Here is a 14208-nt window from a genome sequence, read left to right as displayed (position 1 = left end):
TCAAGTTGATCTTAAACAAAGAAATGATGTTTTGATTGTTATAAATAGTAATCTTACTGATATAAAACATTAAAAATTTAGCTGAAGAGATTAAAAATATTCATTCAACGCAGCTTAACTTCAGGTAATGTTTAAGTTTTAAATTATATAAGCACAGCACCTCAGAGTTTATACCTATTCCAAATTTCGCTTTAGCATAGACTTCCAGTGTCCAACTGCCTAAAAAACTAAAACTGAGCGAGCTTTCATTAACTATTTTCAAGCCACTAAAAATATCTGTTTGATAAGCTTGTCCTATAAATAGTTGATCAACAACACCTTTGCCCAATTCAATCAAATAAATGTTTAAAGATTCCTCAAAAATCACTTCATCCGTTGTAAAAATAACATAGCGATTTTCATCAACAGACACAGCTCTTTCGAGTATTTTCCCTCTTATCAAGATGTTTGAAGGTTTGTGGTCAATAACCATTTCACACAGCGTTTGTTTATATTCACTGATTTCTTGAATGATATTTAACTGGATATTATTGACAAATTTCATTAGCAACAGCACTCAAGCAGTCTTCAAAAAAATAAAGCCAATTTAAAAATTGGCTTTACTGAAAACAAATGAATGACGAGCTCAATTCTTAAGTAACCTGAGCTCAAGATAAGATATATTCCCAACTATATGATACGCGGAAACGTCAGTCGCATTGTTCGAGGCAGGGCTACATCTGTAATATACTGTTTTTGCAAAATATTAGGTACTTGATGGTATCTGTCGAGTTGGCGACTGACAAATGGTTTTGCCTACTTTTCCCGAAAGAAAAGTAGGTCGAACCGAAGGTTAATCCTTACATTTGACTTTAAACAGTAAGACTCCGCTGCGCCTGATCTATCTTTTCAATAAATTACATCAGAGTTTATTCCGAACTAACGTTAATTACTTTAAGAAACCTGAAACCATATTCATGACATTTTGAATATCATCATTTGCTTCATTTTGATCCGTAGAATCACCTTGAGGTGTTAAAGAATCAATGATTTGTGGTAATACGGTTGAAATCGCACCATAGACTTCATTGGTTGGTACTTGAGCCTGTTGCGCAACTTGTTCAATTTGCTGACCACCAAACAAACTTTGGATTTGCTGAGCATCTACAGCGCTATTACCTTGAGATGGATCTACCCAACTTTGCACTTGACCGCCTAAGCCAGCACCTTGAAGTTTTGCAAGTGCGCCTTGCAAACCACCATTTTGTTGAATCCAGCTTAAAATCAAAGGTACAACTGCGATCAATAAAGATGAACCATTAAATCCACTCGATTGTGGCGCTTGTTGTTGCTGTCCGCCAGTCAATCCACCAAGAACAGAACCTAATACCCCACCTAAACCGCCTTGTTGTGATTGTTGCTGACCACCACCTAAGCCACCCAATACCGAACCTAGGATTCCACCTAATCCACCGCCTAGCCCACCTTGTGATTGTTGTTGTCCACCGAGTGCCTGTTTTGCTAATATTTCCACAATATTTGATAAATCTGTCATGAGCTTCCCCTTTTTTAAGTTTTTATGACACTTGCACAGCATACTTGGCTTTATTGTTTTCAACAAAATTGAAATTGTTAAATTTTGCAATGGTTTAAAACTTGGATTTAAAGGTACTCAAAACTGCTTACCAACGGAATTTGTTCCAATTTTCAGGATTCGCCCAGAATTTAGAATTAAACCAATCAGGCACATGCTTATAAGTCAGAATATTAAATTGCCATAAAGCAAAATCATTATCATGCGCACTTTTATCAATCAGTTGGGTAAAACCTAAAGATCTTAAAAGTTGTTCATCTTTTAAATGGCATGCAACCACAATACGTTTTGCCAATAAATCACGCAGCTTGACCAAAACTTGTGATTTGTGCTGATCTGAAGCTTCCGACAATTCATCTGTATCCAATAACACAAAACCCAAATCATAACGTTGCGTAAAGGGCAGATTTAAAAACTCAGATAAGTTAAAATAAGACCATTGAATTGAATGATGAACATTGTATTGGGACAAATTTTGCCCAATACACAATGCAGTTTGAATTGGCTGTTCTAGCGATAAATCGTCTAGCATTGAAGTGATGACATTTTGCTCAGCCATAACTGCACCTTTATTGAAGCGAGTAATTAAACATGGAACTACAAGGCATTTGCCATAAAATGCATGCAGGTCTAAAAGACCTAAGTGTAACTGATCAGCAAACACATAAGGCAAATGTTGAATATAAATTTATATTAGATCGGTCAGAAATCGACCTTCCGTTTAGCTTAGGTCAAGAAATCGAAATTGAAGCGACTGGAAATATTTACTGTGTTTCTTGTGGTTCTAAAACGCCGAAATCTTATTCACAAGGTCACTGCTTTAAGTGCATGAAAACCAAAGCTGCTTGCGATATGTGCATTATGAAGCCTGAAACATGTCATTATCATTTAGGTACATGCCGAGAAGATGATTTTGCCCATGAAGTTTGTTTCCAACCACACATTGTGTATTTGGCCAATTCCAGTGCTTTAAAAGTTGGGATTACCCGTATTGGTCAAATGCCAACGCGTTGGTTAGACCAAGGTGCGACTCAAGCATTACCCATTATGAAAGTCGGTTCACGTCGTCTTTCAGGTCAACTTGAAGTTATGTTTGGTACTCAAGTTGCAGATAAAACCGATTGGCGTAAATTGCTCAAAGGCGAAGCTGAGCCTGTGAATTTAATTGAAATTCGTAATGAATTGGTACAAGAATTTGCACCTAAAATCCAGACCATTCGTGATGAATTTGCCCAAAATCTTGAATTTAATGAAACTGTTGAATTACTTGAAAATGAATTACCACGTGAATTTGTTTACCCTGTAGATCTTTATCCAGAAAAGATAAAATCTCACAATTTGGATAAAACCCCAGTGATTCGTGGCAAATTACAAGGTATCAAAGGTCAGTATTTAATTATGGATACTGGCGTGATTAATATCCGTAAATATACGGGTTATGAATTGAAAATTCGAGCTGAGTAATCTAATTCATCAGATTGAAAACCAATGCAACGTATCCTCTCTTTTTTAAAGGAGAGGATGATCATTAAAATGAATTGTCTAAAAACTTTAAATCCTGTCGATCACTGATTAAATAAACCTCAGCTAAGCGAAATAAATCAGAAATTACAGCCACTTCTTTTGCAGCCAGTACATCTTGGTAAATTTTTTTCGCAAAATTATCTTTACTGGTACTCACCAAAATTTTTTTAATGATTTGTTCATTCTGATGCAATTCAAGGTCTAGCATTTTTAAAGAATCTGTAATCAAAATTTTACTCAAACCTTTGGCTTGAAAATTAGGATGTATCGCAATTTGATCCAGTTCTAAAATCACTTCTGGTCGAAAACCAGACTTTTGAGCCCAAAAAATATAACCTGCGATTTGATCTTCAACATAAATCACATAGCAGATATAACGAGGATACGCGTTAAGCGTCGAAACAACCCATTGATATGAATCTTTTTGGCGAATAAAAGCAAGACCATGAATTTGAACAATACGTTCAACATGATCTTGTTGCGCTTTTTGGACGAAAATATTCATTTTAATGATTTTCCGATTTACATCACTTTTAATACAATCAAGTTTATAAGATTGAATATCAATGCGAATAAAACACTGAGGTTATTTTAAAACTGAAGCTATTTTAAAATAGACAAAATCGCCTGCACAGGATCTTCGCTATTGCCTGCTAAAAGCTGTTTATGCATGGTTAATAATTGCATCACTTGAATTTGAGCAGTTTCCTGATTCATTAACTTTTCAATTTCATTGGCTAAATTTTCAGGTGTTGCATCTTGCTGAATCAATTCCTGGATGACTTTTTTACCTGCAATAATATTCGGTAAAGAATAATAAGGAATTTTGACCAAAAGCTTCGCAATCACATAGGTTAACCAATTCAATTTATAAAAAGTCACCATTGGACGGTGTAATAATAAAGCTTCTAAGGTCGCTGTACCTGATGCTAAGGCCACAATATTGGCAGCATTCATCACTTGACGACCAATTTTTGCTTCTTTATCACTATTTTCAAGCAAATGAATTTGATCTGTGAGTTGTTTAGGATAGTTTTTTAATAATTCTTCGATTTGCTGTTTACGTAAATCATTGATTGCAGGAATGATAAACTGATATTCAGGATGTTTTTGATGAATGATCTTTGCTGCATCTAAAACCAATGGCCCAAGTCGTTCAATTTCACCACGGCGACTCCCTGGTAATAATGCAATATGTTTTTGGCTAATATCTAGGCCTAACTCTTGTTTTGCATCTAAAATTGGATTTTGTAATGACAATTGACTGGCAAGAGGATGACCAACAAAGGCCGCTGGAACAGCAAACTTTTCAAAAAATGCTTTTTCAAAAGGAAATAAGCATAGCACTAAATCAATACTGGCTTTAATGCCGTGCACTCGCCCTTGACGCCATGCCCAAACCGATGGACTGACGTACTGCACTGTTTTAATCGGTAAGTTTTTCTGTTTTAAACTTTTAGAAAGACGTAAATTAAAATCTGGCGCATCAATACCAATAAAAATATCGACAGGATTTGCAGTCCATCTTTCAACCAAACCATCTCGAACTGCAAATAATTTTTTCAAATCTTTGAGGACTTCGACAATCCCCATGACCGATAAAATTTCCATGGGATAAAAGCTGTTAAAGCCTTCTGCAATCATTTGTGGGCCACCAATCCCTTCAAATTCTGCATCAATACCTTGTTCTCGAAAACTGCGAATAAGTTTAGCACCTAAAGTATCTCCCGATACCTCACCCACTACGATTCCAATTTTAAGTTTCCGATTTTGCAAGATATTCTTCCTGAAGCTTTAAACAGCCACATCATAGCATAGTCAAGATTAGTGTGAGTATCGCAAATCAGCACGCTAAATAAAGCACGAATTGTTTTGACGATCACAAACCTCTTTACCTATTCCCTATCAAAAAGAATTTTCAATTTATATTTTCGATTGTAAAAAACTTGTAAAGTTATTTTTCAAACAATAAACTAAGCAATAATTATTCTCATTTGTATTTATCAATGTTCAACGCTCTCCCTACACACCGTTTTAAACTTTCTCTCATCACACTCGCAATTTTTAGTACGCAATACAGTTTTGCAGAAGATGTGCAAACTTTAGCAACAATCACTGTAGCAGCAAATGCTGATCAATCTGCACAAAGTTCTGAACAATCTAAAGCATATATTGTTCAACAATCTTCTAGTGCAACTAAACTCAATATTCCACTCAAAGAAACACCGCAAACAGTCAATGTTGTCACTCGTCAGCAATTAGATGATTTTGCATTGAATAGTACCCGTGAGGTATTACGTAATGTACCGGGCGTCATTGTCAGTAACCAAGAAACAGACCGAAGCTCTTACCTTGCACGTGGTTTTGAAATCTCAAATGTTTTAGTCGATGGTGTTGGTTTTCCTTTAGAGAGTTATAACTATAACAATGATAATCCTGATAGTTTCCTGTTTGACCGAATTGAAGTTGTTAAAGGTGCCGATGCTTTAAATAATGGTGTGGGTGATCCAAGTGCAACTATTAATATGATTCGTAAACGCCCTACTCAAGACCTACAGGCTTCTTTTAATGCAAGTTATGGTTCTTGGAATACGCAGCGTTATGAAGCCGATGCATCTTCTGCACTAAGTCAAGATGGTCGAATTCGTGGTCGTGTATTCGGCTACCAACAAACAGGTGACAGTTATTTAGACAACTATTCACTTGAGAAAAATGGTTTTGGTGCTGTAATTGAAGCGGATCTCACCGATTCAACTATGTTCACCGCTGGTTATACCGAAACCAACAATAAATCGAATGGTAATAACTGGGGCGCAAATCCACTGATCAATACTGAGGGTGAACAACTCCATTATTCACGAGACTACAACTACAGCCCTGATTGGACCTATTGGGACACCAATATCAAAAACTATTTCGCTGAATTGCAACAAAAACTAGGCGGTGATTGGGTCGCAAAATTGTCTTATGACGAAAAACAAACTGATCGTAATTCAAAACTGCTGTTTTTATCGGGCAATCCGGGTGCTGATGGGACTTCAGGTGTGTACTTATGGCCAGGTATTTATGTTGATGACAATAAAGCTCGTCAAGCCAATATCAACGTGCAAGGGACATACCCATTATTCGGACAACGCCATGAAGCCACTTTTGGTTATTCATGGTCTGAAAATAATAGCAATGAATTAGGCTATGGTGGCAGCTATGCAAATCATTTAACCACTGACTTAGCCAGTTGGACAGCGGCTGAACCCACTTGGGATTTCTCCAAAACAAGTGGTGAAATGCATATGAAGCAGAAGAATCAAAGTTATTATGCAGCAACTCGTTTGCATTTAAATGATGATTTGAAAATGCTTTTAGGTGCGAATTATGTTCAAGCTGAAAGTAAAGGCTCTAGCTATGGTACAGATACTATTTATGATGAAGACAAGGTCTTACCTTATGCAGGCTTAACTTATAATTTCACGCCTGAATATACAGGTTATATGAGTTATACCTCTATTTTCCGTCCACAAACCACTAAAGCGATTGATGGAAGTATCAATAAACCGATTGAAGGCGAAAGCTATGAGATTGGGATAAAAAGTTCATGGTTAGATGATAAATTAACAGCAACAATGGCCGTTTTCCGCACAGAAGAAAGCAATTATCCATTACGCAACTCTGATGGTTTACCGACCTTGCGTAAAACTCAAGTCAGTGATTTACGTTCACAAGGTTATGAGTTCGGTCTTGCAGGACAACTTACAGATAATCTCAACCTAAGTTTTGGTTATACCTTATTGAGCTTAAAAGATTTAATCAATGGTAGCGATGCTCGTACTTTCAATCCAACACAGTCTTTTAACCTATTAACCACTTATCAAGTTCCACAATTACCTAAATTAAAACTCGGTTTAGGTGTTCAATGGCAAGATAAAACTTATCTAGATGTTGCTGAAACAGCAAGTAATGGCATAGTGACGCAAAAAGCTGGAATTATCCAACAAGATGCTTATGCCCTCGTCAATGTTATGGCGAGTTATGAAGTCAATAAAAATCTGACACTGCAAGCAAATGCAAACAATATTACAGATGAAAAATATTTGTTTAATTTTCCAGATGCTCAAGGTTTTTATGGTGCACCAGCCAACTATAATGTTGCTTTAAAATTTAAATATTGATTGAATAGCGCCTTAAACGATCTATAAAGTTTAGGGCATTTCTTTCGGGATGAAATGGTCTTGTTATGCATAAAATTCAATACCCATTATCAGTCTTATACCGTTTTATCCTTGCTTTTGGTATTGGGTATATTTGTAGCTATTTATTGTCTTTATCATTAACAGATTTATTTTATCCTTATTTTGCAAAAGCAGAATCTATTTATTTGGCGGCATTTTCAGCGCTTATTTTCTATATTATTTTTGTGATTTTTAGCTTTTGTATTCAATCTTTGAGAAAACTCTCCACCATTATTTTGTCGTTGTTGTCGATGTTGTTTTTACTTTCGAAGTTAGTAGGTTAAGCCATGTTTAAGTCTGTTCGCCAATCTATGGCATGGTTACACTCATGGATTGGACTACTTTTGGGTTGGCTTTTACTGGCAATATTTATTACTGGATCTGTCACCTATTATCGCCACGAAATCAGCACATGGATGCAACCTCAGTTTGCAAGTATTCAAATTCAACAAGATACCGCTGTTCGCACAGCTTTTGACTATTTACAAACCAATGCAGCCGATGCCAAAAGCTGGTATATCGGCGTTGCCAATGCGAATACTCCTGTTAATAAAATCTATTGGCAAAAAGCGGATGGTGGTTATGAAAATAAAACCTTAGATGCCAATACAGGCAAAGAACTGAATTTGTCTGCAACGCAAGGTGGTGATTTTTTCTATAGTTTCCATTATCAACTGTATGGCATGCCTTATTTTATTGGGCGGCTGATTGTTACCCTTGCTGCTTTAGTCATGTTTATTACCCTAATTTCTGGGATTATTACCCACAAAAAAATCTTTACTGATTTCTTTACATTAAGAGCATTTAAAGGGCAACGTTCTTATTTAGATTTTCATAATATTTCTGCGGTATTGGCTTTGCCGTTCTTTTTAACGGTCACTTTTACAGGTTTAGCCATTTTCTTTTACATTATTTTTCCTGCGGGTATGAAAAAGCTGTATCCCGATCATCCATTTCAATATTTTGAAGAAATTAGAACTGTTTCAACGACTTCAAATGGAGATAGTGTCAATAAAGCTCACATGTTGCCTATCGATTATTTCTTGAAGCAAACGCAACAAAAGTGGGGAAATTCTGAAATTGACAATATTACAGTTAAACAGCCGAATACCCAGCAAGCTCAACTGACGATCACGGAACTTAAAGATCAATCTATAACTCGTAATCAAGCTCAACTCAGTTTTAATGCACAAGATGGAACGTTATTGGGCGACACTCGTAATCACAGTGCAATTGCAACATTAAATGCGGGTGTTTATGGTCTGCATATGGCGCATTTTGCCCAACCAATCTTACGTTTAGCTTTCTTTTTTTCAGGTGTTTTAGGCTGTGCCATGATTGCCTCTGGTTTATTATTGTGGAGTTTAAAGCGTCAAATTCAAAATAAAACCCATCGTTTTCACTTTGGACATTACTTAGTTAACCGTTTAAATACGGCTGCAATCATTGGGCTGCCGATTGCAATGCTAAGCTATTTGTATGTGAATAGACTCGTTCAAATACAAACTGACGGTCCAAATTACGAAATCTATAGTTTTTTTATTGTTTGGTTAATGAGTTTCCTATTTGTATTAATAACACCACAACAATATTTATGGAAATCTCAGCTTAAACTGTTTATTGGTTTGGCTTTAGCATTACCTATTTTTAATCTTTATTATTTAATTTCAAATCACTATGTAAATTCCATACAACAGTATTGGGCATTTCTACGTGTTGATTTAATGATTTTATTGTTTGCGGTATTGGCTATCTTTTTACATCATAAAATAGTTCCAATACAACAAAAAGCAACAACCAAGATTCAGCAAAAATTAGCAAAGAATCGAATCAAATCCCCTGTTTCGGAGTCTGTAGAATGATTTTAATCATGGCTTTTGGATTGATTCTTATTGCGAGTTATTGTCTATATTTGGTCAGTAGCAGACGAATTCAGAAAACCTTAAATTCTAAATGGGCAATCCTAGCCAAGCATGTCAGAACCATTCGCTATCTTGCATTGATTTTAATATTCATCGCATTCAATTGCTTGAGTCATTATTTTGGAAATAGCATTGCGGTTGTAGCCTTGTGTCTATTTTCCACACCTCTTATTTTTGGCTTAGTTTTATCGGTCAATGATTTAAAGCCAAAAATAAAGTCTTAAATCTAATTCAGCTCAAAAGATATAAAAACATCTATATTATCAATCAGATATAAATAGATATTTTCAAAGCATCAATTTAAAATCACTTTAGCATTTTTTAGAATAAGTAAATCAATAATCAAGACAACTACTTATATCAAAAAGTCATAAGATATGCCTGTTTTCTGATATTTGGCACTAAAGTCATGGTTGGTCCTGTTGAGTTTATTTTAGCTGGTGTTCTCGTTGGTTTCTGCGTAGGTATTACTGGTGTTGGTGGCGGTTCTTTAATGACCCCTATTCTCATTAGTTTATTTCGAATAGAGCCACATATTGCGATTGGTACTGACCTGCTCTACGCTGCGATTTCAAAATTTTGTGGTTCTTTAGTTCATGCTAAAAAATTGAATATTGTTTGGCCCATTGTTTTATGGCTCGCTGCGGGTAGTATTCCTGCATCATTTGCGACTCATTGGGCTTTAGAAACCTATTTAAGCGGTTCAACCCATTACAAAGCCGTATTGACCATGGTGTTAGGCTTTATGCTGACGCTGACAGGTCTTTCAATTATGTTCCGTGCACAAATTGAAAAATTCTTTGCAAAATTTCGTGCAGAAAAACATGATTTCCATGAAACCAATAATTTCACGATTGAAGGCAAACGCCCTTATGTCGTGATTATGGGGATCGTTTTGGGTGTATTCGTAACACTTTCCTCTGTAGGCGCAGGCGCATTTGGAATCATGGCATTGATTCTCATGTTTCCAAACTTACCTATGATTCGCATTATTGGTTCAGACGTGGTGCATGCAGTTTTACTCACTTCTGTTGCAGGCTTTGCACACATGACTTCAGGTAATGTCGATTTTCATTTACTGGGATGGTTATTGGTGGGTTCAATTCCAGCCATTATTATCGGTACTTTGATTAGCTCTCGCTTACCTGAAAAAATGATTCGTAAAATATTGGGCATTACCTTATTTGCATTGGGTATCAACTTTATTTTGAATCCTGTAAAAAGCAAACCTGTAGAAAAACCACAAACTGCGATGGTTGTACACGTACAACAACAGCATTTAGGTTAATTCGCAGGTTTAACTCATAACTGAATTTTATGAATTGATCGTAAAGTTTTAATGATTTATTTATAACAAAACTTCGCTCAATTCATGTTATATTCAGGAAACTAAAAATACTTTTGTATGATCTAATACCCAGTGACGGCAATGAATACACAACAGTCTACTCCAATTACTCAATCAGATATTGATGATGTGAATGTACAAAGCATTCAAACACTTGTAACTCCAGCTGAACTTAAAGCTGAATTGCCTTTAAATGAAAATGCCTATCAAACTGTACTGCATGGCCGTGAAACGGTGCGTAATATTCTTGATGGTAATGACAAACGTTTATTTGTTGTGATTGGTCCATGTTCTATACATGATCCTGTTGCTGCACATGATTATGCAGATCGCTTAAAAGTGTTAAGTGAAAAAGTAAAAGATACACTGTATATCATCATGCGTGTTTACTTTGAAAAGCCACGTACAACTGTGGGTTGGAAAGGCTTAATTAACGATCCTGATATGAATGATTCATTCAATATCGAAAAAGGTTTGCGTTTAGGTCGTAAACTTTTACTTGAGTTGAATGACAAGGGTCTGCCATGTGCAACTGAAGCACTTGATCCAAACTCACCACAATATTATCAAGATTTGATTTCATGGTCTGCGATTGGCGCACGTACCACTGAAAGCCAAACGCACCGTGAAATGTCTTCAGGTCTTTCTTCACCTGTCGGCTTTAAAAATGGTACGGATGGTGGTTTAACTGTTGCAACCAATGCAATGCAATCAGTAAAACATGGTCATAGCTTCTTGGGTTTAAATAACGAAGGACAAGTTTCTGTCATTCGTACCAATGGTAACCCATATGCTCACGTTGTTTTACGTGGTGGTAACGGCAAACCAAACTATGATGCAGGCTCTGTTGCTGAAACTGAAAATGCTTTAGCCAAAGCCAAAGTAAGCACCAAGATCATGATTGATACTAGTCATGCCAATTCAAATAAAGACCCGTACTTACAACCTTTAGTATTGAAAAATATTACTGAACAAATTTTAGATGGTAATAAATCTATTGTTGGTATTATGGTTGAAAGCCATATCAAAGGCGGACGTCAAGATATTCCAGAAAATCTTGCTGATTTGGAATATGGTAAGTCAGTTACTGATGGTTGTATCGATTGGGAAACCACTGAAAAAGCCTTGTTAGAAATGGACGAAGCGCTTAAAGAAATTTTACCAAAACGTTAATTAATTTAAAAACGCCATCTACATAGATGGCGTTTTTGTTTATGATGTAATGAAAATACTTTGTAAGAATGCTATGAACGAATTTGAACAAGAACTCAGCCGAATTCCAGACTTCCAGTTTATACATGAACATTTATTTACGTCTGGACAGCCTTCAGCAGAGCAATTCCAACATATCAAGGCGTATGGCGTAGATACTGTTATCAATCTTGCCTTTAATGATGCTGAACCACATTTAGCTGGTGAGGATAAAATTTGCGCAGAGCTTGGACTGAACTATATTCAAATCCCGATTCTGTGGGATACTCCTGCTGATGATCAGTGTTTATTCATTTTAGACTTGATTGCACATTTAGTTCAGGAAAAAATGGTTTGGCTACACTGTGCAAAAAATATGCGTGTAAGTAGTTTGATGTATCTGTATCGTCAATATTTTATGGATGTGGATATGCCTACTGCACAAGAGCTACTGCATCAAATCTGGGAACCGAATGAAACATGGACGGGCTTAATCCATGCAGTCGGTTTACAGCTTCAAGGGCGTAAAGCAACAGAAGATTTGCAACATTCGTTAATGAATGCTGATCAGTTTTCTTGATTTTTGTTATTCTGTTCTTATTCATCATTATTGATCGTGAGTGCTTACATTTCAAAGCTAAGCCTCACTATTCATTCAAATAATCAGCTAAGCAATTAAACGATATCTATTCAAAATACTCGCTCAATTTGCTTAACTGATACAGTGCATAATCAAATCATCAATTTTACTTCGTCGGATGCGTAATCAACACTGTAGCCGTAGATAAAATCCCTTCTTGACGTCCAGTGAAGCCTAATTTTTCAGTTGTCGTTGCTTTTACACTGATTTGGGTAATATCTACATTGAGCACATCCGCAATACTTTGACGCATTTCCAAATTATGTTTGGCTAATTTTGGACGTTCACAAGCCACGGTAATATCGGCATTATTCAACACATAACCACGATCTAAAATCAGTTGATAAACGTGTTTTAATAATTTACGGCTATCTGCACCTTTAAACTCTGGATCTGTGTCTGGAAAATGCTGTCCGATATCCCCCAAAGCCAGCGCACCTAACAACGCATCACATAAGGCATGTAACACTACATCGCCATCTGAATGTGCTTTTAAACCATGCGTATGTGGAATTTGCACACCTGCTAAAGTCACAAAATCACCTTCATCAAAAGCATGCACATCCATTCCCTGCCCAATACGAATCGGTATGATCATTTTCAGCCCCTTTATGCAATTTTTTAGTTTGAAAAATCTTGTATTCGTACTTTCTATTTCGCTATAGTACGTATGCAAACATTGTGAAAGTATAAGCGATCATGCTGTTGAATACAGAATTTAATCAAATTAAACCCCTCTTATCTGCTCTCATTTTAAGCTGTATCAGCACATCTGCTGTTTATGCCCTACCTGCGAGTTGCAAACAGCAAAATTCCTCAACTTTAAAGAAGTTGTGCAGTACACAGTTTAAAGATCTACGTAGTCAGTTAAATGAAAAATATTTAACAGCCTATCTCGTCACTGATGCCCCTGTTCGTCTGATCAACGATACCAATCAATTGTGGCTAAACCGTTTGAATCAATGTAAGTCTACAGACTGCTTAAAACAACAAATTGACATCCGCTTAGAAGACTTCAACTTTTACACGTCAATGAATCAAAGCTTAACGCAACATTTCATCAAATATGAGCATGGTGAAATTTCAAAGCAACCGATACATTTACAAATTCATCAATTAACCAAAGACCGTATTAAGATCGAAGGAATTGCCTATCGCAATCCCAATAATCGTAATGATACACAAACACTCACCTTATTGGCCTATACCACACCTGAAAAAAAGAGTGAAATTTTAGACAATGAACATGATTGTAAATATCAACTCAATTTCCAAAAATCTATTTTATCAATAAAAACAGAACAAAAAGGCTGTGAACGTTTTACGGGAATTTATCGTTTATATGATTAGTTTTTATTGCATTCATCGTATTTAGATCAAAGCCATGTCCATTAATGTCTTGGCATCTTGATCATCTGAAGGAGGGAAACGCATAAAATAAAACGCAAATTTGCATTACAACTCGGTACTAACAATATTCCTCAATACTTAATTTTATAATAAATCTAAAATTTCATCTTTATTTGTAAAATCATATACCTTTTGATGAAGTATCTAATAAACTTAAATCTCAGATTAAATACTTACAATAAAGAAGACAATGCGATGAATATTTTTAAATCTTTACTGAACTTTGAATTAACCATGACCAGTACTAACAATCCAAAGCTTCAATTGTTTATTTCACTTATTTTTGTCCTGATTTTTATTTATCTGACAATGAACGTTTTGTAAGAATCAAAAATGATCGAAAATTAATATTGAGAGTCCCTTCTCCCTCTGGG

The 14208-nt window shown here is 35.9% G+C and carries 14 protein-coding genes; 8 read left to right on the top strand and 6 right to left on the bottom strand.

Features of this window, described 5'->3' with window-relative positions; translation table 11 throughout:
• Positions 1-100 precede the first annotated feature (100 nt).
• The 3 genes from GGG_RS19365 to GGG_RS0101185 all read right to left on the bottom strand — a co-directional run bounded on the left by GGG_RS19365 (position 101) and on the right by GGG_RS0101185 (position 2132).
• Entirely contained in the window at positions 101-544 is a 444-nt protein-coding gene (locus GGG_RS19365) for a hypothetical protein (protein ID WP_010111406.1), read from the bottom strand.
• A gap of 384 nt (positions 545-928) precedes the next feature.
• A complete protein-coding gene (locus tag GGG_RS0101190) occupies positions 929-1534 on the bottom strand; it encodes a YidB family protein (protein WP_010111405.1) in 606 nt (201 codons plus the stop codon).
• 127 nt (positions 1535-1661) lie between these two features.
• Entirely contained in the window at positions 1662-2132 is a 471-nt protein-coding gene (locus tag GGG_RS0101185) for a DUF6231 family protein (protein WP_010111404.1), read from the bottom strand.
• Positions 2133-2164: 32 nt separating this feature from the next.
• Here GGG_RS0101185 and GGG_RS0101180 point away from each other — a divergent pair, with 32 nt between their 5' ends.
• Positions 2165-3037 carry a DUF2797 domain-containing protein gene (locus GGG_RS0101180; RefSeq protein ID WP_010111402.1) on the top strand — a complete coding sequence of 291 codons (873 nt, stop codon included), beginning with the start codon at positions 2165-2167 and terminating at the stop codon, positions 3035-3037.
• 64 nt (positions 3038-3101) lie between these two features.
• On the opposite strand, the gene GGG_RS0101175 is transcribed toward GGG_RS0101180, so the two are convergent.
• Both GGG_RS0101175 and lpxB read right to left on the bottom strand, forming a co-directional pair.
• Positions 3102-3602, bottom strand: a complete 501-nt coding sequence (locus tag GGG_RS0101175) for a GNAT family N-acetyltransferase (protein WP_010111400.1) — start codon at positions 3600-3602, stop codon at positions 3102-3104.
• Positions 3603-3700: 98 nt separating this feature from the next.
• A complete protein-coding gene (lpxB, locus tag GGG_RS0101170; protein WP_010111398.1) occupies positions 3701-4873 on the bottom strand; it encodes a lipid-A-disaccharide synthase in 1173 nt (390 codons plus the stop codon).
• A 230-nt stretch (positions 4874-5103) separates the two neighbouring features.
• Here lpxB and GGG_RS0101165 point away from each other — a divergent pair, with 230 nt between their 5' ends.
• The 6 genes from GGG_RS0101165 (at position 5104) to GGG_RS0101140 (ending at position 12364) form a co-directional block, all read left to right on the top strand.
• A complete protein-coding gene (locus tag GGG_RS0101165) occupies positions 5104-7263 on the top strand; it encodes a TonB-dependent siderophore receptor (protein ID WP_010111396.1) in 2160 nt (719 codons plus the stop codon).
• A 65-nt stretch (positions 7264-7328) separates the two neighbouring features.
• Positions 7329-7607 carry a hypothetical protein gene (locus GGG_RS0101160; protein WP_010111395.1) on the top strand — a complete coding sequence of 93 codons (279 nt, stop codon included), beginning with the start codon at positions 7329-7331 and terminating at the stop codon, positions 7605-7607.
• 3 nt (positions 7608-7610) lie between these two features.
• A complete protein-coding gene (locus GGG_RS0101155; RefSeq protein ID WP_010111393.1) occupies positions 7611-9185 on the top strand; it encodes a PepSY domain-containing protein in 1575 nt (524 codons plus the stop codon).
• Positions 9186-9654: 469 nt separating this feature from the next.
• A complete protein-coding gene (locus GGG_RS0101150; protein ID WP_010111390.1) occupies positions 9655-10533 on the top strand; it encodes a sulfite exporter TauE/SafE family protein in 879 nt (292 codons plus the stop codon).
• A 141-nt stretch (positions 10534-10674) separates the two neighbouring features.
• Complete coding sequence (locus GGG_RS0101145; RefSeq protein WP_010111389.1) at positions 10675-11766, top strand: 3-deoxy-7-phosphoheptulonate synthase; 1092 nt, start codon at positions 10675-10677, stop codon at positions 11764-11766.
• Positions 11767-11839: 73 nt separating this feature from the next.
• The gene (locus GGG_RS0101140) at positions 11840-12364 is read left to right on the top strand and encodes a protein tyrosine phosphatase family protein (protein ID WP_010111388.1); all 525 of its coding nucleotides are present in this window, start codon (positions 11840-11842) and stop codon (positions 12362-12364) included.
• 166 nt (positions 12365-12530) lie between these two features.
• Here the strand turns inward: GGG_RS0101140 and ispF are convergent, their stop codons facing one another.
• Entirely contained in the window at positions 12531-13022 is a 492-nt protein-coding gene (ispF, locus tag GGG_RS0101135; RefSeq protein ID WP_010111387.1) for a 2-C-methyl-D-erythritol 2,4-cyclodiphosphate synthase, read from the bottom strand.
• A 101-nt stretch (positions 13023-13123) separates the two neighbouring features.
• Here ispF and GGG_RS0101130 point away from each other — a divergent pair, with 101 nt between their 5' ends.
• Positions 13124-13774, top strand: coding sequence for a hypothetical protein (locus tag GGG_RS0101130; protein WP_010111386.1), 651 nt, complete (start codon positions 13124-13126; stop codon positions 13772-13774).
• Positions 13775-14208: the final 434 nt, after the last annotated feature.

This window comes from Acinetobacter sp. P8-3-8 (assembly GCF_000214135.1).
Lineage (GTDB): Bacteria > Pseudomonadota > Gammaproteobacteria > Pseudomonadales > Moraxellaceae > Acinetobacter.
Note: the sequence above shows the minus strand (reverse complement) of the source record. Positions and strands in the feature narration are given on the sequence as shown.